Here is a 22,869-nt window from a genome sequence, read left to right on the forward strand (position 1 = left end):
CCGGTTGTCAGAGGTAGAGGTCTTCGACGGTGAGGGCTGCGCGATGCAGCACGACGCTCCGCTTGAGCTTCATGGTCGGGGTGACGAGTCCGCGGTCGTCGAGGTCGGCGAACACGACGCTGAAACGGCGCACCTGCTCGCTGCGAGCGACGAGCGCGTTGGCGGCGTCGACGGTGCGCTGCAGGCGGGCGCGCAGCGTCGGTTCGGTCACGGCGCGGATGTCGGTCTCGGCGAGGAGAGGGATGCTGAGGCCTTCGGCATCCGCCCATGCCCGGGTCTGCTCGGGGTCGAGCACGAGGAGCGCCGAGAGATACGGCTTCCCCTCGCCGACCATCACCGCGTGCGAGACCAGCGGATCCGCCTCGACGACGCTCTCCCAGCGGGTCGGCACGATCGTCTTGCCGTTCGACGTCACGATCACGTCCTTGAGGCGGCCGTCGAGGATCAACCTGCCCTGGTTGTCGAGGCGCCCGAGGTCGCCCGTCCGGAAGAATCCGTCGATGAAGGCGCCGTCGTCGTGCGCGGGGTTGCGGTAGCCGCTGAAGACGCCGAGCCCGCGGGCCAGCACCTCTCCTTCGTCGCTGATGCGCACCGTGAGTCCCGGAAGCGGCGAGCCGACGCTGCCCGACGCGATGCGACCGGGCAGGTTGCCGGTGAGGGGCGCGGTCGTCTCGGTCAGGCCGTAGCCCTCGATGACAGGGACGCCGATGCCGCGGAAGAAGAGCGACAGCTCCGAGTCGAGCGCTGCTCCGCCGGAGAGGATGTAGTCGACCCGCCCGCCCATCACAGCGCGGAGGCGGCGGTAGAAGACGGCGTCGTAGAGGCGGTGACGCAGGCGCAGCCCGAGGCTCGTTCCGGGGGTGAGGCCCGCGTCGACCCGCTCGGCACGCCGGCCCCACGCGATCGCCGTCGCCCGAGCCTTCTCCCACACGGCGGTGAGACCCTTATCGGACGCCTTGGCGGCGGCTGCCGCCTCGATCTTCTGCAGCACGCGCGGCACGACGACGAGGAACGTCGGGCGCAGTGTGTCAAGGGTCGCGACGACGGTCGACGGGTCGGACAGATGCGCGATGCGCATCCCGCTGGCGAGGCAGATCAGCTGCAGGCCGCGCGCGAGCACGTGGGCCAGGGGCAGGAAGATGACGGTGTTGCCCTGCTCGTTCACGATCTCGCGGTAGGCGGCGGCGATGTTGAGCACCTGCCCGAGGAAGTTCCGGTGCGTGAGCACGACCCCCTTCGGCTCGCCCGTGGTGCCCGAGGTGTAGACGATGGTGGCGGGGTCGTCCTGCGTGGCGGACGCCCTGCGGGCCTCGAGCTCCTCGTCGGTGACGGCGGTGCCCCGCGCCACCAGATCGGAGAGCGTGCCGGACACTGCGGCATCCATCGTCCAGGCGCCGAGCGTGATCCGCTCCGTGTGGGTGAGGGCGGACTGCAGCAGCACCGCGTGCATCGAGGTGCCGCCGATGGCCAGACGCACATCCGCGTCCGCGATGATCGCGTTCACCTGCGTGGGCGAGGACGTCTCGTAGATCGGCACGACGACAGCGCCGGCGTACCAGGCGGCGAGGTCGGCGACGGCCCACTCGTAACGAGTCGGAGCCATGATCGCGATGGCATCACCGGCCCGCACGCCCTGGGCGATGAAGCCCTTGGCCAGAGCGCGCACCTGGCCGAGGAACTCACGGGTCGTGATCGGGCGCCACGCGTCACCGACATTCGCTCCCTTGACCTCGAAGGCGACGTGGTCGGGAGCTGCGGTGACTCGCGCGACCAGCAGGTCGGTGACGTTGCGGTACCCGTCGAGGTCGGCGAGCGGCGGGGTCGACGATTCGAGCATCGGAACTCCTCTCGGGCGCACGAGAACGGGCCCATCTGCTCCTGTTCGGAGCGGAGGAGGAAACGGATGGCAAGAGAAAACCCCCGGGCGAGCCGGGGGTCCTGTGGAGGGGCTGACGGGAATCGAACCCGCGCTATCTGCTTGGGAAGCAGAAGTTCTGCCATTGAACTACAGCCCCGCACCTGCATTCGAGAAGCAGGTGAACGCAAGCCTACCCGCCTGATCCGTCATGGCCAAAGTGTCGGCGGCGTGTGCCAACTAGGCTGGGGCCGTGCTTCTCAGCGACCGCGACATCAGAGCAGAACTCGCCTCCGGCCACATCGGTCTGGATCCGCACGAGCCGGAGATGATCCAGCCGTCGAGCATCGACGTGCGCCTCGACCGCTACTTCCGTCTCTTCGACAATCACAAGTACCCGTTCATCGACCCGTCGGTCGATCAGCCGGAGCTGACTCGGCTGATCGAGGTCGACCCCGACGAGCCGTTCATCCTGCACCCGGGCGAGTTCGCGCTCGGTGCCACGTTCGAGCAGGTCTCCCTGGCCGATGACATCGCGGCTCGCCTCGAGGGCAAGTCGTCGCTCGGTCGCCTGGGGCTGATCACGCACTCGACCGCCGGCTTCATCGACCCCGGGTTCACGGGGCACGTGACGCTCGAGCTCGCGAATGTCGCGACGCTGCCCATCAAGCTGTGGCCCGGAATGAAGATCGGTCAGCTGTGCTTCTTCCGGCTGACGTCGCCGGCCGAGAACCCGTACGGTTCGGGCCCGTACGGCAACCGCTACCAGGGGCAGCGCGGGCCGACCGCATCCCGCTCGTTCCAGAACTTCCACAAGACGGACGTCGGCACGACCGACGTCGGAGCCGTAGGGGGCTGAGATGAGCAGTGACAGCAGAGATCCGTACATCCGACCGGAGGATGCTGTCATTCCGCTGCCTCCGCCCGAGTCCGAGTTTCCGGATGCGGTGATCTCGCCGCCTCCCGCGGAGTCCGAGATTCCGGATGCCGTCATTCCGCCGCCTCCGCCCGAGGCGATGCTTCCCAGCACTCGCCGGTCGCGGCCCAAGCCGGCGATCCTCACGGGCGATCAGCCGGCGCCGGTGGCCGACGACTGGGCGCAGCCGTCGGTGGCACCTGAGGTGCCGACATCCGGGGGATACCGCGCGCTGTCGGCGGTGATCTTCGGATTCCTCATCGTGCTGCTCGCGGCGGCGATCGCCGGTGCGGTCTACCTCGGCACGACGGTGTCGTTCGCGCAGTCGGCGGGTGCCCCGGATGTCGCCGCCGCCGCCGCGACTCTGTGGCGTGGGTGAGCTGCGACGCGACCCTGAGGTCGACGCCGCGTACGTGACGGTGGGCGCGGCGATCGCGGATGGCGAGGTCGCGAGAACCGTCGCGGTGAACCTGCCTGACGACATCTCCGGTGAGCTGTTTCTCGACTTCGATCGCGACGGCCACCTGCTCGGCATCGAGATTCTCGGTGCCTCCCGGTTGCTCCACCCGGAAGAACCGGGCGCCTGACCTTCGCGCGGCGTTCGGCAGCGTCAGCCTGCGGCGGCGCGCACTCGAATCGGATGCGGTGGTGCAGCTCGTCGACGAGGTCGTTCTGCCCGCTCTGCGCTAGGCGCCTCTCCGCGGCTCGCGACGGGGTCGGCGCTGTTCTCCTGGCGTGAGCTGCCTCGGGGTGCGGTTCCGACGCGCGGGAACGCCCCGTGCGCCGAAGCGAACGGGGCGTTCTGGGTGCAGCGGATGCGGGTGTGACGCCTCAGGCGTCGCGGCCGCGGGAGAAGCCGGCGTCGAAGCCGCGCTCGTAGGCGTGCTGCGCCGCGCGGGCGACGCGGTGCTCGCCGTGGCGTACGTCTCCGAAGCCACCGTGACCGTGACCACCAGGGCGGTGGTCACGGTCTTCCGCGATGTCACGCGGGTGGCCGTGGTGGCCGCGGTGTGAGCGGCGTGCGTCCGCGAAGCGGTCGTGGCCCGGGTGTCCGCGGTGACCGCACTCGCGGCGGCGGAACTCGGCATCCGATTCGTGGTCGTGCTCGTGCTCGGACGCGAAGTCGGGTGCGACACCGTGATCGCGTCCGAACGAGTGTCGGTGGTGGCGGCCGAAACCGCGCCCCGGGGCGAATCCGGGTCCGAAACCGTGGCGGCCGAAGCCGCGGCGACGGCCGCGTCCACGAGGAAGCGGCGTCTGCTCGTCCCAACCGAACGCGCGAGCGATCTGCTCGAGCGTGGCCAGTGTGGTCTCGAGGTCTTCGGGCCCGACCGCGTCGGTGACCTTGGCGCGGATGCCGTCGACGACGGCACTGAGGCGGTCTTTCGCCGCGCGGCCGTCGTCGGTGAGCGTCCAGCCGCGGTCGCTGTCGGTGTCGGCGACGACCCAGCCGCGCTCGACCAGGCTGTGCAGCTTGTGTGCGTTGAGGGGGCGGCGGGCCGGCGCGGTGCCGTCGATGATGTTCAGCATCCGCCAGTCGCGGCGGCTTGCATGCTCGCCGTCGAAAGCGGAGTCGAACTCGGCCGCCATCAGGCGGTCGACGGCCTTCAGCCAATAGCCGAAGGGGCGGGAGGTGCTGTCTGTGTTCTGAGTGTCAGAGGTGTTCATGGGTGGAGTCCTTAGATGTCATGGAGCATGTGCTTGTCACTATGCATGTATATGTAGTGTGACATGTAGTGCAGATCCATGTCAAGTCGCATGTAAAATCGATCTGTGAGCGCCGCAGAGAACGACCCCGCCGAGGCCATCGCCCGCGCCCTGTCGCGCCTTCGCGGAAGGCGCCCCGGCGACCGTGGTCGCGGATCGCGAGGGATGGGCGGGCCGCACGGCTGGCACGGCGGACCCCACCCTGACCACTTCGAGCAGGGGAGTCACGGACGCGGGCACCCTGTGCACCCCGGCATGCCGCCGTGGGCGAACGACCCGTCCGGACGCTTCGGCGGCCCGGCGCGGATGCGGATGCTCGAGGCGCTCGCCGCGGCATCCGCTCCTCTCAGCGTCAGTGATCTCGGCGCGGCGATCGGAGTCGATCAGCCCCGGGCCTCGCGGCTCGTGCAACAGGGGGTCGCTCACGGTTTCGTGCGCCGCGAGGCCGACCCCGACGACGCGCGGCGCACGCGCATCGCGTTGACGGACGAAGGGCGCAAGGTCGCTCGGGGCATGCGCGGCGAGCGGCGGGAGGCGCTCGGCAAGGCGCTCGCCGCATTCACGGATGAGGAGCGCGATCAGCTCGCGACGCTGCTGAACAAGCTCGCCGACAACTGGGAGAACTGACTGGCGCGTGGCGGTACTGGCGGTCGGTGTGGGTAGGCGCTCGCCGGTGTCCCGGAATGCATGTCCAGTGTTCCGGAATATGCTTCTGACCTGGCCGAAAAGAGGCTGACTTCAGGGCTCGAATGTCGGTGGCCCCGTGTGTGATGGAGTCATGTCATCCCGCACTCGTGCCCTTCTCGATCAGGTCGTCTCCGACCTCGATCAGGTGCTGTCCGACGACGCGCTCGCGGGGCTTACGGATGCAGAACGGGTCGAGGTGCTGCAGGCTGCGAGCGCGGCGTTCCGGCGGGTCGAAGCCGTGGTGGTCGAGACGATCGCCGCAGGGGATGCGGTGGACTTCCCGCATGCCACGGGGTGCCGCACTCAGAACGAACTGCTGCAGCGCACCCTGCTGACAGACGTGCGAGAGGCGACGCGCGTCGGCAAGGTGGTCGCTCTGGTCCGCCGGGACGTGAATCTGGTGTCCGGCGATCGGCTGCCTGCTCGCTGGCCGGCGCTGCGGGAGGCGCTGCTCGATGGGGTGATCGGAGTCGCGGGGATGCTCGCCGCGACAGAGCCGATCGAGAAGGTGTCGCATCGCATCGGTGCCGCTGATCGGCTCGACGCCGACACGTGTCTCGCTCGCGCGGCTCGCGGCATCAGACCTGACGCCGAGGCGGGCCCCGACGGGGAGGTCCGTGGCCCGGCGCCCACACTCGATGAGCTGAAGCTGCTTGCTGAGACGCTGGTCGCGCTGCTCGACCCTGATGGAGACGGGCCGGGTGATGAGCCTGCCCGGCGTCGGGGGATAACCCTCGGGCGGGTGCGAGACGGGCTGCGGTCGATCAAGGGATACCTGACGCCCGAGGTCGCCGCGCAGTTGGAGCTGATCCTCGATGCGCTGAACAACCCCAAAGGGGACGGGCCGCCGATGCCCGGCGTCGCGTTCACGCCCGCGGCCGATCGCGGTGACGCGGAAGACGGCGATGCGGCAGACGGCGACGAGGATCCGTACAACTCCGATCCGCGTGCCGTCATCGATGACCGCACGCCGGCGCAGAAGCGTCATGATGCTCTCGCCGCGGCATTGGCGATCGCCGCCCGTCATCGAGACATGCCCGCACTCGGAGGCGCCGCACCGGTGCTGGTCGTGACGGTGGATGCGAACGACCTCGTGAACGGCACCGGGCGTGCGAGCGTCAGCGGTGCGCGGGGCCAACTGCCTCTAAGTGTCGCCTCCCACGTCGGATGCTCCGGCACCATCCAGCGAGTTCTCCTCGACGAGGGTCGGATCGTCGGGATCACGACGACCGATCGGGTGTTCACCGTGCATCAACGTCGCGCGATCATCGCCCGCGACAGAGAATGCCTCATCCCCGGGTGCCATGTCCCGGCATCCTGGTGCGAGATCCAACACGTCACCGAACACGCCAGGGGCGGGCCGACGCACACCGACAACGGGGTGCCGTTGTGCTGGTGGCACCACCGGAGTCTGGGAACGTCCGGGTGGGAGATCCGGATGAATGACGGCATTCCGCAGGTGCGAGGGCCGAGGTGGTGGGACCCCGCACAGCAATGGCGCACCCCAAGACTCAGCGCCTCGGCGCAGGGCAGAACGCGGCGGCCGCCCGTCTTCGCGCGTGCCGGATGAACTCTTCGCGTGTGCCGGATGAACTCAGACAGCTGCCCCGAACTCGAGAGACTCCTCGTCGTCGACCGATAGAGACAGCACCACCGTCTCGACGACGTCGTGCGCCTCGATCTGCTGCTCGATCGCGCGCAGGCTTCGAGCCACATCGTGCTCGCGCGCGTCACCGGTCAGGTCGACCTCGGCGACGATGAACAGGCGGTTCGGGCCCACGTACTCGATGTGCAGATACGTGAGCCGCTGGATCTGCGGAGACGAGAGCAGCGCCCGCCCGACTCGATCACGCAGCGCGGGCGACGCGTTGGAGCCCACCAGAAACGCGATGTTGCGCCTGATGAGGATGACCGCCACGACACCCAGCAGGATGCCGACGAGGATCGACCCGATCGCATCCCATGCGGCGACGCCGGTGACCTGGTGCATCGCGATCGCGCCGGCCGCGATCACGAGGCCGATCAGAGCCGCCAGGTCCTCGAAGAACACCGCCCGCAGCGTCGTGTCGCTGGTGTCGAGCACGTAGTCCCACGTCGACGATCCGCGCTCGCGTGCCAACCGCCGAGACTTCACCATCGCCTGCGTGAACGACGCGCCCTCGAGCACGAATGCGATGCCGAGCACGGTGTACGCGACGGTCGGGCTCTCGACCGGGCCGGTCTCGGACAGCTCTTGGACACCATGCATGATCGACACGATCGAGCCGGCGGTGAAGATGCCGAACGCCGCGATCAACGACCAGACGAACGCCGCGCGCCCGTAGCCCAGCGGATGCCGGGCATCCTTCGCCCGCGCACCGCGACGGTCGGCGATCAGGAGGAAGACCTCGTTGCCGGCATCCGCCCACGAGTGCGCGGCTTCGGCGACCATCGACGCGGAAGAGGTGATCACGGCCGCGACCGTCTTGGCGATCGCGACGAGGATGTTGGCGAGGAAAGCGATGATGACCGTCACGCGGTCAGGCTACTCCCGGGGCTGCGACGTCCGCGGGCCATCGGATCAGGCCCGCTGTGTCGCCTTCACCGGCAGCAGCAGGAGGAACCCGGCGATCAGCACCAGCACGATGCCCAGGATGCCGTACGACGTCGACCCCGAGAGCACGATCAGCAGCGTCCACGCACCGGATGCCATCCAGCTCGCCGCCCGCCCGGTCGTGGCGTAGAGGCCGAAGATCTCGCCCTCGCGCCCGGCCGGGGTGATGCGGGCGAGGAACGACCGGGATGCCGCCTGCGCGGGACCGACGAATGCGCAGAGCAACAGGCCGCCGATCCAGAACACGACCGTGCCCGCATCCACGAGGAAGAAGACGGCGAGCCCCGCGATCACCATCGAGGCGAGCGAGATGAGGATGATGCGCTTCGGCCCGAAGCGGTCGTCGTAGCGGCCGGCGATGATCGTCGAGACGCCCGCGATGAGGTTCGCGGCGATGCCGAAGATCACGAGATCGAGGAAGGCGAAGTCGAACACCTGGCTGGCGATGACGGCTCCGAAGGCGAAGACGCCGCCGAGTCCGTCGCGGAACACCGCGCTCGACAGCAGGAACCAGAACGTCTGACGGGTCTCGGGGTTGCGGTAGAGGCCGACGACGTCCTTCACGAGAAGTCCGTAGGAGGCGAAGAAGCCGACCTTGCGCTCGGGGCGCCCGAGCGACGGCTCCGGCACGTTGAGGAAGATCGGGATCGAGAAGACGATCGCCCAGATCGCGCAGCCGACGGCGATGATGCGGAAGGGCAGCCCGCCGTCCTCCGGCAGGCCGAACCAGTCGAGCATATAGAAGATGACGACCAGGACGAGAGCGATGATCCCGCCGATGTAGCCGAACCCCCATCCGAGCCCCGAGATGCGGCCCACGGTCTTGGGGTTCGCGATGCCGACGAGCATCGCGTTCGAGTTCACGGCAGCGATCTCGCCGAACACGGAGCCGGCCGAGATCAGTGCGACGCCCAGCCAGAACAGCGCGGGCGTCGGCTCGACGAACCACAGGCCGAACATGCAGGCGACGAGCGCGCCGGTGCCGATCCCGAGCCAGAGCTTCTGGCGCCCCGCGGCATCCGCTCGCTGACCGAGCACCGGCGCGATCAGGAGGATCGCGATGCCGGCGATCGTCGACCCGAGGCCGAGCCCCGAGGCGAGATCGGCCTCAGCGGCTTCGCGGATCGGATCCTTGGCGTCGAGGCCCGCGATCGACGCCGGCAGGAAAGCCTCGGTCGTGAGGTACAGGGCCGTGAAGATGAAGGTCAGGATGACGGTGTTGAAAGGCTGCGTCGCCCAATCCCACAGCGCCCACGAGTAGACCTGCTTCTTCGGGGCCGGTGTCTCGCCGCGCAGGTCGAGGCCGATCACGCCGACCGCGCCGCTGTTGGCCGTCGCAGCGGGCTCGGGCACCGCGCCGCTCTGCGGGGAATCGCTCATGCTCGAAGTCTGGCGGCGCGGGGTGAACGGACGGTGACGGCGCGCCGGGTGCCGGTGCGAGGCGCGCCGCCCTCACGCGTAGGACGCGGCGAGCAGCTCGGCGAACAGCTCTTCGGGGTCGCGTTCGACACGGCGGCGGGTGAACCAGTCGCAGATGTTGACGCAGTCGCGGTGCAGGAGATCCAGGCCTCGCGGGTTCGCGATGATGTCCACGATCTGCGGCAGGTCGATCACCCGCACCCGGCCGTCGTGCACGAGCAGGTTGTACGCCGAGAGGTCGCCGTGGGCGAAGCCCGCCGCAGCGAAGATCCGCATCAGGTCGACGATCTGGTCGTACAGACCGGCCAGCTCGCCCCGGTCGCTGCGCACCGCCGCCAGGCGAGGTGCCGCGACCCCGCTCGCGTCGCCGATGAACTCCATCAGCAGCTCGGTGCCGTTGACCTGCACGGGGTAGGGGACCGGCGCGCCGAGCTCCCACATGCGGCACAGCGCATCGAACTCCGCGAACGACCACTGCAGGGCGGCGACCGCCCGGCCGTGATCGCTCTTCTTCGCGAGCGCCCTGGTGTCGCGGGTGTTCCTGGTGCTGCGGCCCTCGGTGTAGACGCCCGAGCGGTGGAAGCTGCTGTGATCGGTGTCGCGGTAGCGCTTGGCGGCGAGCAATGTGCGCTGGGCGGGGTCATCCGGCACCGCCCGTTCGAGCAGGAACACGTCGGCCTCCTTGCCGGTCTTCAGGATGCCGAGTTCGGTGTCGAGCGCGCCCGCGCTCGTCACCACCCAGGCCGGCCACGGCAGCGGCCCACGTTCAGAGGGGGTGATCGCCGGCCAGGTGGTCCAGCGCTGGCCGTCGCCGGGCTCGACATCGGCGAACGTCGGGACGGATTCGAAGGGGGAGGCGTCGAAGGTCGACGCACCGGAGAGACGGGAAGAGGATGCTTCGGAAGAAGCGAACAGATCAGACACGGTGTGGCTCCTGAAGAGGGAGGCCACGCGCGGATCAGGAGCGGGAGGCCTCGAGAGGAAGGATGTCGGCGAAGGGCACGACAGAGACGGTGGTCATGTCATCCACTCCTCTCGCTCTGGCCTTCCGGGAGAACCCCGGTGCGTCGTCAAGCCTAGGGTGCGGAGCCGACCGGTGTCCAGACCCGATCCGGACGAATGGTCGGATGCCGTGGACGCCGCGTCGGGCGGAGGGGCCGCAGCGCTGCGAGTGTGGAGCCATGACGACGACCGCGCCCGTGCCCGTGACGACCGCCCGCACCGAGAGCATCCGCTACGGCGGGCTCATCGTGCTCATGCTGATGGGCTTCCTGCTCGTCACGGCGGAGTTCCTGCCGAACGGCGTGCTCACCGAGATGGCCGATGCGCTCGGCGTGACCCCCGGTCAGGCGGGACAGACCGTCACGGTCACCGCTCTCGTCGGCCTGATCGTCGCACCGACGGTGGGACTCATCTTCCCCCGCCTCGACCGTCGATCGCTGCTCGTCTGGATGGCGCTCGCCGCAGCGGTGTCGAACCTCATCGTCGCCGTCGCGCCCAACCTGATCATCGTCCTCCTCGCCCGATTCCTGCTCGGGGCCGCGATCAGCGCGTTCTGGGCGATGTCGATCACGGTCGCCGTGCGCCTCGCCGGCCCGGAGCACCTCGGCAGGGGGGTCATGTTCACGTCCGCGGGCGTCTCGCTCGCGACCGTCGCCGGAGTGCCGCTGGGCGTGATGCTCAGCGAGATCGTCGACTGGCAGACGGTGTTCGCGATCGCCGGTGTGCTCATGGTGCTGCTGGCCGTCGCGCTGAGATTCGTGCTGCCCTCGGTGCCGGCTGAGCAGGCGTCCAGCATCCGACTCCTGGTCGACACGGTTCGCCGCCCCGGCATCGCGCTCGGCATGGTCGGACACGTGCTCGTGGTGCTCGGGCACTTCCTTGCCTACACGTACGTGCGACTGGCTCTCGAGCGCATCCCCGAGGTCGACGGCTCGACGATCATCCTGCTGCTCGCGCTCTTCGGCGTCGGCGGTCTCGCCGGCAACCTCGGTCTCGGGTTCTTCATCGACCGCACGTTCGCCTTCTTCGCCGTCTTCGCGCCGCTCGTGATCGCGGCCTCGGTGCTGTCGATGATCTTCCTGTCGGGATCGGTCCTCGGCATCGCGATCGTCGTGCTCGTCTGGGGGTTCTTCTTCTCGTCCTGGCTGCTCGTGATCAACACCTGGGTCGGCCACCGCACCCCCGATCGCCTCGAGGCCGGGGGCAGCCTCGTGGTCGTCGGGTTCCAGGGGGCCATCACGATCGCCGCCGGTGTCGGCGGCCTGCTCGTCGACACGCTGAGCGTCGAGGTCGTCTACGTCGTGGGCGCGGCGGCTCTGCTGCTCGGCGCCGTGCTGTTCGGTGCGTCGAACCGGATGAGCACCGCGGCGGCGCGGCTCTGAGCCGTCTCGCCGTGCCCGGCAGGGCGGTCGCCGGGCTCAGGCCGGAACGGCGGTGAGCTGCGATGCCCGCCAGGCGGAGGGGGGCATCCCCGTGCGGCGGCGGAACGCACGGCTGAAACCCTCATCCGAGGCGTAGCCCAACTCGCGAGAGATCTCGCTGATCGACCGGCCCTCGCTCAGCATCCGCTTCGCCGCGTCGACGCGCACCTCGGTGACGTAGTCGGCGGGTGAGCGTCCGATCGCGCTGCGGAACCGCTCGGCGAACACCGACCGAGACATCGCGCCGACGTTCGCGAGGCGCTCGACCGTCCAGTCGCGTCCGGGCTGCTCGTGGATCGCCTCGACCACCCGGTCGAGGAACGGATCGTTCGACACCGAGGGCCAGCCGGCGGGCGCGCAGCCGTTCGCCGCCCAGGCACGGATGACCGAGAGCAGAACGGTCTGAGCCATCATCCGGCAGATCACGGGATCGCCCTGACGCGAGGGGCAGGCGGCGGGGTCGGAGGGGCCCATGCTGCCGGCGAGCGCGGCCGCCGCCGGCTCGAGCGCGGCGAACGACATGACGGTGATCGGATCGGGAAGAAGCGCGGCGATCATCGAGGCGCTGTCCGAGAACTCCAGGTCGACGACCACCAGGTCGGCCGTCCCGTCGGCTTCGAGGGCGATCGCGGCGCGGCCGAGCGTCAGGAACGCGTCTCCGGCGACCAGGTTCGCGCTCAGCGGGCGATCGTCCACCGCGACGAGCTGGGCCGCGTCGTCGACGTCGAGGCGGCATCCGGTGGTCAGCGGGGGGTGCCCGTGCACCGAACCCGATGCGATGTACACGAGGGTGGCGGCACCTGAGGGGATCGGCAGGATGCCGCCGGTGGCGAGTGCGACGCGACGGGCGACACCGACGCGGAGGTCGACGGCGTCGAGCACCTGCCCGAGGGCTGCGGAGTCGACGGTCACCATGCCTTCGGCAACGCCCGGGCCCTCATAGCTATTCCGGATACGCTGAAGGAACCCCCCACCCGAGGAGTCCCGTGTTCCGCACACCCGACCGCCTGTTCCGAGTTCTCGCGATCGCGGAGGCGATCACCTGGACCCTTCTGATCTCGGCGATCATCGCCCGTGCCGCCGGTGCGCCGGGCATCGTCGTGACGGTGGGCGGTGGCATCCACGGGTTCGTGTTCCTCGCCTATGCGGCGACGGCCGTGCTCGTCGCGCTCAACCAGCGCTGGCACCTCGGCGTCGCGATCCTCGCCGTGGCGAGTGCGATCGTGCCCTACGCGACCATCCCGATGGAGATCTGGCTGCACCGCACCGGGCGGCTGGCCGGCGACTGGCGCCTGGAGCAGGCCGACGACCCGCGCGACGCGCGCTGGTACGACCGCCTCATGCGCTGGTTCCTGCGTCGCCCGTGGGTGCTCGCGATCCTGCTCGCCGTCGGCATCGTCGCGCTGTACGTGATCCTGCTGCTGGTCGGCCCGCCCGGCGGCAAGTGAGCCGAGGCCCGGCTCACGAGATGACGACGGCGTTCTTGTCGATCACCTCGGCCATCGTCGCGTCGATGTCGCCACCGGTGCAGTCGACGATGACGTAGAGTCCGACCCCGGTCGCGGTGAAGGCGCGCGCCGCCATCGCCCACTGACGGTCGGCCTCCTGCCCGAGGACCTGCCGGTTCTCGACCTCGGCATTGCCGCCGACCTGGTAGCTGAAGCCTCCGGTGGTCGACAGCGGGGTGATCGCGGCGGCATCCGCCTCGCCCAGGATGACGGCGAGCATCGCATCGGAGCTCACGCTGTCATCGCCGGCCACGGTCGGCACGTCGGGGATGAGCCCCTGCCAGAACTGCGCGGTGCACGTGTCGTCGACCGTGCCGTAGGTCCAGCCTCCGTTGCCGTCGTCCGGCTTGACGATCTTCCAGCCGTCGTCGACGACGAAGCCGTCTCCCCACTGGATGTAGGCGCTCGCCGGGATGTCTGCGCCGTCTGCGAAGGTCATCGACGACGGCAGATCGCCGGAGGGCTCGTCGGAGGGCTGCTCGGACGGGATCGCGGTCGGGGAGGGATCGGGTCCGTCGCCGTCGGGGACGTTCACCGGGATCTGCGCATACAGGCACCCGCTGAGCGGCAGCACGGCCAGCGCGACCACCGAGGCGGCGGCGAGGCGGACGAGCGGCGAGACCTGCGAGATGCGCGTCATGCCGGTCAGCCTAGCCCTCGCTGCGGGCACCGAGTCAGTGCGCTGTCGCGATCCCGACCGCGTCATGCACGATCACGGACGCGACCCTCGCGCCCGCCCCCGCGGCGACGATCAGCTGCTGAGGGCCGGGGATCGCCGCATCGCCGGCGGCGTAGAGCCCCGGGACGTCGGTGCGCCCCGACCGGTCGGTGACGAGGTGCCCGTCGTGGTCGATGGCAGGTGCGAAGCCGCGGAGGAACGACAGATCGGTCTCCCACTCGGGGCGCACGAAGCCGCCCTCGACCGCGACGACGGTGCCGTCGGTCAGTCTGATCGCCTCGATGCGGCCGCGGTCGCCGACGAGCTCGGCGATGGGATGCCGCTGCACGGCCACTCCGGAGGCGGCGAGCTCGGCCTCTTCGGCGGGGCTGACGGTGTCGGCTCCGAGGGTGAAGATCGTGAGATCCTCGGTCCAGCGCGCGATGAGGCGGGCTCGCTCGGCGATGTCGGGGGTCTCGCCGATGAGAGCGAGTCGTCGGCCGCGCAGCTCCCACGCGTCGCAGGCGGCGCAGCTGAACAGGCTGATGCCGTAGAACCCGCGGAGGTTGGGGACGTCGGGGAGGGTCTCGCGCAGGCCCGTCGCGAGCAGCACGGTCCGGGCGGTCACCACGTCGGTGGGATCCTTGCGCCCCACGGATGCCGCGAACCCGCCGGCCGCATCGGCATCCGCATCTGCATCCGTCCTGCGGAGTTCGAGCACCCTGACGCGTGTCCGCACCTCGATGTTCGGGTAGGCGGAGAGCTCTTCGCGGGCCATGCGACGCAGCTCGTGCGGGGCGACTCCGTCACGGGTGAGGAAGCCGTGGGAGTTCAGCGTGGCGGCGTTGCGCGGGCGATCGGCGTCGACCACGAGCACCCGCATGAGCGAACGGCCGAGATTCAGGGCGGCGGAGAGGCCGGCGGGGCCACCGCCGATCACGAGCACGTCGTAGGTGTCCGCCTCAGCAATTCGCACGTCTTCAGTCTGCCACCTCGGAGCTGAGGGTCGCCTAACTCGCGGGGGCCTCGGCGTGCGGGCCGAGCATGACGACGTCGCCGACGACCACGACCGCGGGGGAGCGCACCTGCCGCTCGGCGGCGAGATGCGCGATCGTCGCGAGCGTGCCGACGGTGACGCGCTGACGTGCGCCGAACCCGTCCTCGATGATCGCCACGGGGCAGTCCCCGCCGCGCTCGCCGGCCGCGAGCACGTGCGCGGAATGGCCGAGCGTGTTCACGCCCATCAGCAGCACGACGGTGTGGTCGCGTCCGCCACCGAGGGCGACGATCTGATCATGTGCGCTCGCGACGGTGAACGTCTCGGCGATTCCGCGCTGCGTCAGCGGGATGCCGGCGAGGCCGGGCACCGCGACCGCGCTCGTCACGCCGGCGACCACCTCGACGGGAATGCCGGCCGCCTCGCAGAACAGCTGCTCCTCGCGACCGCGGCCGAAGACGAACGGATCGCCGCCCTTGAGCCGCACCACGCGGCGCCCGTCCCTGGCCAGCGAGACGAGCAGTGCGTTGATGCCGTCCTGCGGCACCGGGTGGTGACCGGGGAGCTTGCCGACGTCGACCACCTCGGCATCCAGCAGGACTCCGTCCTCGGCGAGCTGCGCGAGCACGGCCCGGGCTCCGAGACGGTCGGCCACGATCACATCGGCCTGCTGCAGCGCACGCAGACCGCGCAGAGTCAGCAGGCCCGCGTCGCCGGGTCCGGCACCGACCAGCGTGACCGTGCCGACCCGGGAGGGCGTGTCCGGGGTCATGCCCGTGCGGCAGTGGCGGGCAGTCGAGCCGCCGCCTCGTCGTATCGGGCGATGACGAGGTCGATCAGCGGCTGCGGCACCGTCACGCCGTCGAGCAGGGGCGCGGTGACGGAGCGTCCTGCGGTCTGCCTGATCGTGAGGTCGAAGAAGAAGCCCTGCGCGAGCAGATAGGTCGAGACGACCGCGTCGGGGTGCGCGGCGATCGATGAGGGCAGGTCGGGCTGCCGGGCCGCGAGATAGGCGAGCTCGACCTTCGCGCCGAGTCGCAGCGAGAGCAGGGAGGCCATGGCCTCGGCATCCGTCACCGACGCGGGGTCGCGAGAGCCCGCCACCGCGAGGATCACCGGCTCGAGCCGTGCCGCGTCGGCGGACGTGGCGGAGGCCGCACCTGCTGCCGCGAGTCGATCCGCGAGCACCTCGGCGAGCCGGGGGTCGGGTCCCATCGCGTCGCTGACGACGGCGTCCGGCTTCTTCGCCGCCATCCCGTGCAGGTCGTGGTGCACGTGGAAGCCGCGCGACAGCAGCAGCGGCACGATCACGACCGGCCCCTCGATCGTCGGAAGGAGGTCGGCGGCATCGGGCTGCTGCACGTCGACGAAGGCGCTGCGCACCTCGACGTCGGGAAGCGCGGCGGCGACCGCATCGACCAGGTCGGCGATCGCCCGGGCACCCTCGGCATCCGAGGTGCCGTGCGAGACGGCGAGCAGGATGGGGCGGCTCATGGTGAGACTGTAGGCGAGCCGTGTGACGACGGTGTTTCGAGGATCTCGCGGCGCCTCGGGCGCGAATGTGCGCGCCTGGTCGCAAAGTTGAGCCGGGTCGTATCAACTTCATTTGACAGCCTCGGGAGGTCGGAGTACAGTTGAGTCATCGCGACTCAGGTTTCCCTGATCGCCCCGGATTTCCAGACCCACATCAACCTCAGCAACAAAGGAGAATCACATGGCACGTGCTGTTGGAATCGACCTCGGTACGACGAACTCCGTCGTCAGTGTCCTCGAAGGTGGCGAGCCCAAGGTCATCGCCAACGCCGAGGGCTTCCGCACCACCCCCTCGGTCGTCGCATTCACGAAGGACGGCGAGGTGCTCGTCGGCGAGACCGCGAAGCGCCAGGCCGTCACGAACGTCGATCGCACCATCGCATCCGTCAAGCGTCACGTCGGCACCGACTGGACGTTCGACGTCGACGGCAAGAAGTGGACGCCGCAGGAGATCTCCGCGCGCATCCTCCAGAAGCTCAAGCGCGACGCCGAGTCCTACCTGGGCGACACGGTGACGGATGCCGTCATCACCGTCCCCGCGTACTTCAACGACGCCGAGCGTCAGGCCACCAAGGAGGCCGGTGAGATCGCGGGCCTCAACGTCCTGCGCATCATCAACGAGCCGACCGCCGCAGCCCTCGCCTACGGCCTCGACAAGGGCAAGGAAGACGAGCTCATCCTGGTCTTCGACCTGGGTGGCGGAACCTTCGACGTCTCGCTCCTCGAGGTGGGCAAGGACGACGACTTCTCGACGATCCAGGTGCGCTCCACCGCGGGTGACAACCGCCTCGGCGGTGACGACTGGGACCAGCGTCTCGTCGACCACCTGATCAAGCAGTTCAAGGAGACCACGGGCGTCGACGTCTCGGGCGACAAGATCGCGCTGCAGCGTCTCAAGGAGGCGGCTGAGCAGGCCAAGAAGGAGCTCTCCTCCTCGACCAGCACCAGCATCAACCTGCCCTACCTGTCGCTGACCGAGTCGGGTCCCGTCTCGCTCTCCGAGACCATCACCCGCGCGAAGTTCGAGGACCTCACCAAGGACCTCCTCGACCGCACCAAGAAGCCGTTCGAGGATGTCATCCGCGAAGCCGGCATCAAGGTCGCCGACATCGATCACATCGTGCTCGTGGGTGGATCGACCCGTATGCCCGCCGTCGCCGAGCTCGTCAAGCGCGAGACCGGCAAGGAGGCCAACAAGGGCGTCAACCCCGATGAGGTCGTCGCCGTGGGCGCAGCCCTCCAGGCCGGTGTCCTCAAGGGTGAGCGCAAGGACGTGCTGCTCATCGACGTCACGCCCCTCAGCCTCGGAATCGAGACCAAGGGCGGCATGATGACCAAGCTCATCGAGCGCAACACGGCCATCCCGACCAAGCGCAGCGAGACCTTCACCACGGCAGACGACAACCAGCCGTCCGTCGCGATCCAGGTCTTCCAGGGCGAGCGCGACTTCACCCGCGACAACAAGCCGCTGGGAACGTTCGAGCTCACCGGGATCGCCCCGGCTCCCCGCGGCATCCCGCAGATCGAGGTGACGTTCGACATCGACGCCAACGGCATCGTGCACGTGTCCGCCAAGGACAAGGGCACGGGCACGGAGAAGTCGATCGTCATCTCCGGCGGCTCGTCGCTGTCGAAGGAGGACATCGAGCGCATGGTGCGCGAGGCCGAGGAGCACGCGGCTGAAGACAAGGCACGCCGCGAGGCCGCCGAGGTCCGCAACCAGGCCGAGACGCTCGCGTACTCGATCGACAAGCTGATCACCGAGAACGACGAGAAGCTGCCCGAAGATGTCAAGACCGAGGTCAAGGCCGACGTCGACGCTCTGAAGACGGCTCTGGCCGGCGACGACGACGAGGCCGTGAAGACCGCGTTCGACAAGCTGAACCAGTCGCAGGGCAAGATCGGCGAGGCCATCTACGCACAGTCCCAGGCAGAGGGCGCTCCGAGCGCCGACGCCGCGGGCGAGGCTCCGGCCGATGACACCTCCTCCGACGAGGACGTCATCGACGCCGAGGTCGTCGACGACGAGGACGAGAAGAAGTAATCATGACGGACAAGAACTTCGAAGGTGACGACGAGGTTCGCAGCGAGGGGTCGGATGCTCAGGCATCCGGCCCCGCGCCGCAGAATCCCGACTCGCGCGAGGCCGCGGCCGCAGAAGGATCCGACGAGACGCCGGTCGACGGCGCCCCCGACGATCTGACGGTCGATGACATCCTCGGCGCCACCCAGACCGGCGAGGCCGCAGCAGAGGATGCTGTGCTCGCCGACCTGGAGTCGACGCTGCTGAACGACCTCAAGCGCCTCCAGGCCGAATACGCCAACTACCGCCGCCGCACCGAAGAGCAGCGCCAGGTCGAGATCGAGCGAGCGAAGGGCGAGGCCGCCAAGGGCCTCATCCCCGTGCTCGACGATCTCGACCGCGCCGCGCAGCACGGTGACCTGGTCGAGGGGACTCCCTTCGCCGTCATCGCCGGCAAGGTGCGCGCGGTCGTCGAGCGTCTCGGTGTCGTCTCGTACGGCGAGAAGGGCGAGGAATTCGACCCGCAGCGTCACGAGGCGATCTTCCAGCAGCCCACCCCGGGCGCCGACAAGACCACGGTGCTCGAGGTCGTCGAGGTGGGTTACCGCCTCGGTGACGTCGAGCTGCGTCCCGCGAAGGTCGTCGTCGCCGTACCCGCAGAGTAGGTGATCGATGGCTAGCCAGGACTGGTTCGACAAGGACTTCTACAAGACCCTCGGGGTCACGAAGGACGTCAGCGACGCTGATCTCAAGAAGACGTACCGCAAGCTCGCTCGCAAGTATCACCCCGATTCCAATCAGGGTGATGAGAAGGCGGAGGCGAAGTTCAAAGAGGTCAGCGAGGCGTACTCCGTGCTCTCTGACGCCGAACAGCGCAAGGAGTACGACGAGATCCGCGCGATGGGCTCGGGCGCACGCTTCACGGCGAGCGGCGCGGGCGCGGGCGGCTTCGAAGACGTCTTCAGCCGGTTCGGGCAGCAGGGGCGCGGGCAGCAGCAGTCCGCCGACTTCGAGGACATCTTCGCGATGTTCAACCAGGGTCAGGGCGGCTCGTTCGGCTCCGGTCGGTTCGGGCAGACCTCCGGCGGATACCGCGGTTTCGGCGGACCCCAGAAGGGGGCCGACGTCACGGCGCGCACCACGCTCGACTTCGTGACGGCCGTGCAGGGCGAGACGATCACCCTGCAGGGCGAAGACGGCAAGCCGTTCAAGGTCAAGATCCCCGCGGGCGTCGCCGACGGTCAGAAGATCAGGCTGCGCGGCCGCGGGCGTCCCTCGCCCGACGGTGGCGAGAGCGGCGACGTGGTGGTCCAGATCGCTGTGCGACCGCATCCCGTCTTCACCCGTGAGGGGCTGAACCTGCGCGTCATCGTGCCGGTGACCTTTACGGAGGCCGCCCTCGGCGCGACCATCGAGGTTCCCACTCTGAGCGGCGACACGGTCAAGCTCCGTGTCGCGCCCGGTACGCCGTCCGGACGCGTTCTGCGCGTCAAGGGGCGTGGGGTCACGACCTCGAAGGGCACCGGCGACCTGCTCGCCGAGCTGCAGATCGCGGTGCCGTCGCACCTCGATGAAGCCGCTCGGGAGGCGCTGGAGAAGTTCCAGGCGCTCGAGCCCTCGGAGAATCCGCGGGCAGACCTGATGGCCAAGGCCCGCCGCTAGAGAACCGCAACACCTGATGATGACGAACGCGAACACCGAGGAAGAGGTGAGGGAACATGGCTGACCAGCACATGGATGCCGACACCCCGGTGTTCGCGATCGCCGTCGCCGCCCAGCTCTCGGGGCTGCACCCGCAGACCCTGCGACAGTACGACCGCATCGGGCTCGTCGTGCCCGGCCGGACGTCCGGCGGCTCACGCCGATATTCGACCCGCAACATCGAGCAGCTCCGCGAAGTCGCTCAGCTGTCGTCGGAAGGCGTCAGCCTTCCTGCGATCGCACGCCTTCTCGACCTCGAAGACGAGAACCGGATGCTGCGCCGCCGCGTCGCCGAACTCGACGCCGCTCTGCGCGCCGAGCGTGAGAACCGCCCGGGCATGCGCGTCTTCGCAGCAGGATCCGCCGGTGTCATCCCGATGCCCAGTGGTCGCCGCATGCGTCGATCGGCCGAGGTCGTGCTCTGGCATCCGGGCAGCGGCCGGGGCTGACAGCTCGCGGCTCGCAGGGTGCAGCCGGCACGCGTCGTCCACCCGCGCGCGGTATCGTTGCGACACGATGAGGATGACGCGTCGCACACTGCTGATCGGCGCCGGAGCCGGTGTCCTGGGAGTCCTGCTGGCCTCCTGCACGCCCGAGCCGGCGCCGTCTCCCACGCCCGATCGCTCGCCGACTCCGAAGCCGACCGCCGGGTCGATCACGCCCGCGGCGTTCGCCCGCAGCTCCTGGACGACCGACCCGTTCGCGCTGGGCGCCGCGAGCTTCACTCCCGTCGGCACGCAGGCCAGTGCCCGCGAGGCGCTGGCCGAGCCGATCGACGACCGCCTGTTCATCTCCGGCGAGGCGACGGATGTCGACGCGCCGGGCACGATCGCGGCTGCGCTCCGATCTGGAGACCGGGCCGCCGATCAGCTCCTCCGCGCGGCCGACAGCGGTGAGCGTGTGGCGATCGTCGGTGCAGGACTCGCGGGTGCGGCCGCCGCAGCTCGCCTCGTCGCCGAGGGGCTGCAGGTCACGGTGTTCGAGGCCCGCGACCGCGTCGGCGGACGCGTCCAGTCCGTGGTCGACGACAAGGCCTGGCCGTTCCCCGCTCAGCTGGGCGGCTGGCTGCTCGGGTCCTCCGACGACGTCCTGCTCGACGCTCTCAACGCCCTCGACATCCGCACGGTTCCGGTCACCGGCTCGCTGTGGCGGTCGACCGACGGCGACGTCGAGCCGGTGCCGATCGAGCCGGTGCAGGCCGCCATAGCGACTACCCAGCAGGGCCTGACCGACGCGTCTCTCGACGACGCGCTCGCGGCGGCGGGTGCCGACCTCGAGGAGCCGGGGCTGGCAGCACTGCTCGCCTCGGTGGCCGCCAGTGCCGGCGCCGATGCGTCCGATGTCTCGACGTGGTTCCCCCCGCGACTGCCGGTCGACGAGATGCTGGCGCCACTCGGCGACCTCACCCCGGCGATCGAGGGGCTGCTCGAGGGTGCGAAGCTGAGCCTCTCGTCGCCGGTCAGTCGCGTCGCCTACGACGAAGCGGGAGTCAGCCTCGGCATCGCCTCGGGCGAATCGCTGTCGTTCGACCGCGTGCTGATCACGGTGCCGCTCGGTGTGCTGAAGAGCGAGGGCCTGCAGTTCTCTCCCGCATTGCCCTTCGGTCACCGCGGAGCGATCGCCGAACTCGGCATGGGGCGCATCGAGACGGTGTGGCTGCGCTTCGAGGATCCGTTGATCGTGGCCGAGCCCGAGCCCGAGCCCGAGCCCGAGCCCGAGGACGGCGCCGATGCAGCGGGTGCCTCCGCCGCCACGCTCTGGCATGTGGTCGGCGGCGATGCGCTGATCCGCACGTGGATCAACCTCGCACCGGCCACCGGCGAGAACGTCGTGGTGGGCATCGTCGGCGGAGAAGCGGCGGGCACATTCGCCGAGCTGAACGACCAGAAGGCGGTCGAGGCCGCGATCGCCTCGCTCGCGCCCTTCCTCAGCGCCCCTGCCTGATCGCACGAGCCTGCTCGCCCCCTGCCTGATCACGCGAGCCTGATCCTGCCGGCACGAGCGCGCTCAGACCTCCGGCCGCTCGTGGCCGCGCCGTCGCATCCTGCTGACGAGCACGATCACCGTCGCGACGAGAGCGAAGATCGCCAGGGCCACTGCGCTGGTGATCAGGAACTCGGGCGGGCCGGACACCTGCCGCGGGTCGAGGAAGTAATACGGGTACCAGCCCACCGACGGTCCGCGCCACATGGTGACGCCGCCCCAGGCGAGCGGGAAGGTGAGTGCCGTCGGCACCACCCACCACGGCACCCCGCGGTGCCCGGGGGTGAGCACCCAGGCGAGGGCGGTGCAGGCCGGCAGGTAGAAGTGCAGCACCTGGTCCGACCAGGGCACGTCGACGCGGATGCCGCGCAGACCCGCCTGCCAGACGATGAGCGCGAAGGCGAGCCCTGCCGTGATGGTCCAGGTGAGCACGAGGGCCAGAGCCACGGTGAACCAGCGGGGGTCCGTCGCCCGGATGAAGGCGAGCACCGTGCCGATCAGCAGCACGACCACGAGGGCGCAGTTGGACTGCACGGTGAGATAGGCGAAGAAGTTCTCGCCGGCGATCGTCCGCGAGCTCAGACCCCAGAAGAGGCGGTGCACGAGGGCGACGGTGCAGACGGCTGCTGTCGTCAGGCGCAGCACGCCGAACACCGATCGTGCCCTCACCTTCGCCTCTGCCCCTTTCCGGCTGTGCCCGATGTTCCCGTATATCGCGCATCATGCCATCCGGCGAGTCTACGGAAGAGAACGCGGCGGCAGTCTGCCCCGCGACTCGTACAGGAGACGGAAAAGTCGTCTTCATAGCGTGGATGCAGGGATCGCCCCTGCTCCGCGCCTGGCGCGCGGTGTCCTGCCACGAAGGA

Annotated in this window: 23 protein-coding genes and 1 tRNA gene; 12 read left to right on the forward strand and 12 right to left on the reverse strand. The window is 69.5% G+C overall.

Annotated features, from left to right (window positions below; all coding sequences use genetic code 11):
* Positions 1-7 precede the first annotated feature (7 nt).
* Together AB0P11_RS13730 and AB0P11_RS13735 are read right to left on the reverse strand one after the other, a co-directional pair.
* Positions 8-1,837, reverse strand: coding sequence for an AMP-dependent synthetase/ligase (locus AB0P11_RS13730; RefSeq protein WP_363522487.1), 1,830 nt, complete (start codon positions 1,835-1,837; stop codon positions 8-10).
* A 104-nt stretch (positions 1,838-1,941) separates the two neighbouring features.
* A tRNA-Gly gene (locus AB0P11_RS13735) sits at positions 1,942-2,015 on the reverse strand.
* 93 nt (positions 2,016-2,108) lie between these two features.
* Here AB0P11_RS13735 and dcd point away from each other — a divergent pair.
* From dcd to AB0P11_RS13750, 3 genes are read left to right on the forward strand one after another with little or no spacing between them, the layout of a single operon-like run.
* Positions 2,109-2,714, forward strand: coding sequence for a dCTP deaminase (gene dcd / locus AB0P11_RS13740; RefSeq protein ID WP_042536862.1), 606 nt, complete (start codon positions 2,109-2,111; stop codon positions 2,712-2,714).
* 1 nt (position 2,715) lies between these two features.
* A complete protein-coding gene (locus AB0P11_RS13745) occupies positions 2,716-3,150 on the forward strand; it encodes a hypothetical protein (protein ID WP_363522489.1) in 435 nt (144 codons plus the stop codon).
* Positions 3,143-3,358 (forward strand): DUF2283 domain-containing protein, encoded by a 216-nt coding sequence (locus AB0P11_RS13750; RefSeq protein ID WP_230100931.1) that lies wholly within the window; start codon positions 3,143-3,145, stop codon positions 3,356-3,358. Before AB0P11_RS13745 ends, AB0P11_RS13750 begins: the two co-directional genes overlap by 8 nt.
* Positions 3,359-3,457: 99 nt before the next feature.
* Here AB0P11_RS13750 and AB0P11_RS13755 read toward each other — a convergent pair whose 3' ends face one another.
* Positions 3,458-4,144, reverse strand: coding sequence for a twin-arginine translocation signal domain-containing protein (locus AB0P11_RS13755; RefSeq protein WP_363522726.1), 687 nt, complete (start codon positions 4,142-4,144; stop codon positions 3,458-3,460).
* Between the two features lie 400 nt (positions 4,145-4,544).
* Here AB0P11_RS13755 and AB0P11_RS13760 point away from each other — a divergent pair, with 400 nt between their 5' ends.
* Positions 4,545-5,105 (forward strand): MarR family winged helix-turn-helix transcriptional regulator, encoded by a 561-nt coding sequence (locus AB0P11_RS13760; RefSeq protein WP_072592060.1) that lies wholly within the window; start codon positions 4,545-4,547, stop codon positions 5,103-5,105.
* Between the two features lie 151 nt (positions 5,106-5,256).
* Positions 5,257-6,735, forward strand: a complete 1,479-nt coding sequence (locus tag AB0P11_RS13765; RefSeq protein WP_363522492.1) for a DUF222 domain-containing protein — start codon at positions 5,257-5,259, stop codon at positions 6,733-6,735.
* Between the two features lie 24 nt (positions 6,736-6,759).
* Here AB0P11_RS13765 and AB0P11_RS13770 read toward each other — a convergent pair whose 3' ends face one another.
* From AB0P11_RS13770 to AB0P11_RS13780, 3 genes are all read right to left on the reverse strand, one after another.
* Positions 6,760-7,680: a cation diffusion facilitator family transporter gene (locus tag AB0P11_RS13770; RefSeq protein WP_363522494.1), complete on the reverse strand. Its 921-nt coding sequence runs from the start codon at positions 7,678-7,680 to the stop codon at positions 6,760-6,762.
* Positions 7,681-7,725: 45 nt separating this feature from the next.
* On the reverse strand, positions 7,726-9,138 hold the full coding sequence (locus AB0P11_RS13775) for an MFS transporter (RefSeq protein WP_053098073.1): 1,413 nt from the start codon (positions 9,136-9,138) through the stop codon (positions 7,726-7,728).
* Positions 9,139-9,210: 72 nt separating this feature from the next.
* Positions 9,211-10,101 (reverse strand): RIO1 family regulatory kinase/ATPase, encoded by an 891-nt coding sequence (locus tag AB0P11_RS13780; RefSeq protein WP_363522496.1) that lies wholly within the window; start codon positions 10,099-10,101, stop codon positions 9,211-9,213.
* 257 nt (positions 10,102-10,358) lie between these two features.
* On the opposite strand from AB0P11_RS13780, the gene AB0P11_RS13785 reads away from it, so the two are divergent.
* On the forward strand, positions 10,359-11,561 hold the full coding sequence (locus AB0P11_RS13785) for an MFS transporter (protein WP_072592056.1): 1,203 nt from the start codon (positions 10,359-10,361) through the stop codon (positions 11,559-11,561).
* Between the two features lie 36 nt (positions 11,562-11,597).
* Here the strand turns inward: AB0P11_RS13785 and AB0P11_RS13790 are convergent, their stop codons facing one another.
* Positions 11,598-12,515, reverse strand: coding sequence for an AraC family transcriptional regulator (locus tag AB0P11_RS13790; RefSeq protein WP_363522499.1), 918 nt, complete (start codon positions 12,513-12,515; stop codon positions 11,598-11,600).
* Positions 12,516-12,586: 71 nt separating this feature from the next.
* Here AB0P11_RS13790 and AB0P11_RS13795 point away from each other — a divergent pair, with 71 nt between their 5' ends.
* On the forward strand, positions 12,587-13,048 hold the full coding sequence (locus AB0P11_RS13795) for a DUF3817 domain-containing protein (protein ID WP_363522501.1): 462 nt from the start codon (positions 12,587-12,589) through the stop codon (positions 13,046-13,048).
* A 13-nt stretch (positions 13,049-13,061) separates the two neighbouring features.
* Here AB0P11_RS13795 and AB0P11_RS13800 read toward each other — a convergent pair whose 3' ends face one another.
* The 4 genes from AB0P11_RS13800 to AB0P11_RS13815 are packed head-to-tail and all read right to left on the reverse strand — an operon-like array spanning position 13,062 to position 16,257.
* Complete coding sequence (locus AB0P11_RS13800) at positions 13,062-13,748, reverse strand: hypothetical protein (protein ID WP_056275289.1); 687 nt, start codon at positions 13,746-13,748, stop codon at positions 13,062-13,064.
* Positions 13,749-13,782: 34 nt separating this feature from the next.
* Positions 13,783-14,742, reverse strand: coding sequence for an NAD(P)/FAD-dependent oxidoreductase (locus AB0P11_RS13805; protein ID WP_363522503.1), 960 nt, complete (start codon positions 14,740-14,742; stop codon positions 13,783-13,785).
* Between the two features lie 34 nt (positions 14,743-14,776).
* Positions 14,777-15,535, reverse strand: coding sequence for a uroporphyrinogen-III C-methyltransferase (gene cobA / locus AB0P11_RS13810; RefSeq protein WP_072592053.1), 759 nt, complete (start codon positions 15,533-15,535; stop codon positions 14,777-14,779).
* Positions 15,532-16,257, reverse strand: a complete 726-nt coding sequence (locus AB0P11_RS13815; protein ID WP_056275282.1) for a CbiX/SirB N-terminal domain-containing protein — start codon at positions 16,255-16,257, stop codon at positions 15,532-15,534. Before AB0P11_RS13815 ends, cobA begins: the two co-directional genes overlap by 4 nt.
* A gap of 220 nt (positions 16,258-16,477) precedes the next feature.
* On the opposite strand from AB0P11_RS13815, the gene dnaK reads away from it, so the two are divergent.
* The 5 genes from dnaK (at position 16,478) to AB0P11_RS13840 (ending at position 21,964) form a co-directional block, all read left to right on the forward strand.
* The gene (gene dnaK, locus AB0P11_RS13820; RefSeq protein ID WP_053098066.1) at positions 16,478-18,340 is read left to right on the forward strand and encodes a molecular chaperone DnaK; all 1,863 of its coding nucleotides are present in this window, start codon (positions 16,478-16,480) and stop codon (positions 18,338-18,340) included.
* 2 nt (positions 18,341-18,342) lie between these two features.
* Positions 18,343-18,984, forward strand: coding sequence for a nucleotide exchange factor GrpE (locus tag AB0P11_RS13825; protein WP_053098065.1), 642 nt, complete (start codon positions 18,343-18,345; stop codon positions 18,982-18,984).
* Between the two features lie 7 nt (positions 18,985-18,991).
* A complete protein-coding gene (locus AB0P11_RS13830; RefSeq protein ID WP_053098064.1) occupies positions 18,992-19,981 on the forward strand; it encodes a DnaJ C-terminal domain-containing protein in 990 nt (329 codons plus the stop codon).
* A 56-nt stretch (positions 19,982-20,037) separates the two neighbouring features.
* Positions 20,038-20,469 (forward strand): MerR family transcriptional regulator, encoded by a 432-nt coding sequence (locus tag AB0P11_RS13835; protein WP_053098063.1) that lies wholly within the window; start codon positions 20,038-20,040, stop codon positions 20,467-20,469.
* Between the two features lie 73 nt (positions 20,470-20,542).
* The gene (locus AB0P11_RS13840) at positions 20,543-21,964 is read left to right on the forward strand and encodes an FAD-dependent oxidoreductase (protein WP_363522508.1); all 1,422 of its coding nucleotides are present in this window, start codon (positions 20,543-20,545) and stop codon (positions 21,962-21,964) included.
* Between the two features lie 63 nt (positions 21,965-22,027).
* On the opposite strand, the gene AB0P11_RS13845 is transcribed toward AB0P11_RS13840, so the two are convergent.
* Entirely contained in the window at positions 22,028-22,672 is a 645-nt protein-coding gene (locus AB0P11_RS13845) for a Pr6Pr family membrane protein (RefSeq protein ID WP_230100937.1), read from the reverse strand.
* Between the last annotated feature and the right edge of the window lie 197 nt (positions 22,673-22,869).

The sequence above is a fragment of the Microbacterium sp. NPDC079176 genome, from assembly GCF_040686675.1.
Taxonomy (GTDB): Bacteria; Actinomycetota; Actinomycetes; order Actinomycetales; family Microbacteriaceae; genus Microbacterium.

Coding starts and splice junctions, on each gene's coding strand:
- AB0P11_RS13790 (WP_363522499.1), bottom strand. CDS start 12,515: ATGGTGACCGTCGACTCCGCAGCCCTCGGGCAGGTGCTCGACGCCGTC.
- AB0P11_RS13835 (WP_053098063.1), top strand. CDS start 20,038: ATGGCTGACCAGCACATGGATGCCGACACCCCGGTGTTCGCGATCGCC.
- AB0P11_RS13800 (WP_056275289.1), bottom strand. CDS start 13,748: ATGACGCGCATCTCGCAGGTCTCGCCGCTCGTCCGCCTCGCCGCCGCC.
- AB0P11_RS13730 (WP_363522487.1), bottom strand. CDS start 1,837: ATGCTCGAATCGTCGACCCCGCCGCTCGCCGACCTCGACGGGTACCGC.
- AB0P11_RS13765 (WP_363522492.1), top strand. CDS start 5,257: ATGTCATCCCGCACTCGTGCCCTTCTCGATCAGGTCGTCTCCGACCTC.
- AB0P11_RS13775 (WP_053098073.1), bottom strand. CDS start 9,138: ATGAGCGATTCCCCGCAGAGCGGCGCGGTGCCCGAGCCCGCTGCGACG.
- dnaK (WP_053098066.1), top strand. CDS start 16,478: ATGGCACGTGCTGTTGGAATCGACCTCGGTACGACGAACTCCGTCGTC.
- AB0P11_RS13825 (WP_053098065.1), top strand. CDS start 18,343: ATGACGGACAAGAACTTCGAAGGTGACGACGAGGTTCGCAGCGAGGGG.
- cobA (WP_072592053.1), bottom strand. CDS start 15,535: ATGACCCCGGACACGCCCTCCCGGGTCGGCACGGTCACGCTGGTCGGT.
- AB0P11_RS13745 (WP_363522489.1), top strand. CDS start 2,716: ATGAGCAGTGACAGCAGAGATCCGTACATCCGACCGGAGGATGCTGTC.
- AB0P11_RS13840 (WP_363522508.1), top strand. CDS start 20,543: ATGACGCGTCGCACACTGCTGATCGGCGCCGGAGCCGGTGTCCTGGGA.
- AB0P11_RS13785 (WP_072592056.1), top strand. CDS start 10,359: ATGACGACGACCGCGCCCGTGCCCGTGACGACCGCCCGCACCGAGAGC.
- AB0P11_RS13815 (WP_056275282.1), bottom strand. CDS start 16,257: ATGAGCCGCCCCATCCTGCTCGCCGTCTCGCACGGCACCTCGGATGCC.
- AB0P11_RS13830 (WP_053098064.1), top strand. CDS start 18,992: ATGGCTAGCCAGGACTGGTTCGACAAGGACTTCTACAAGACCCTCGGG.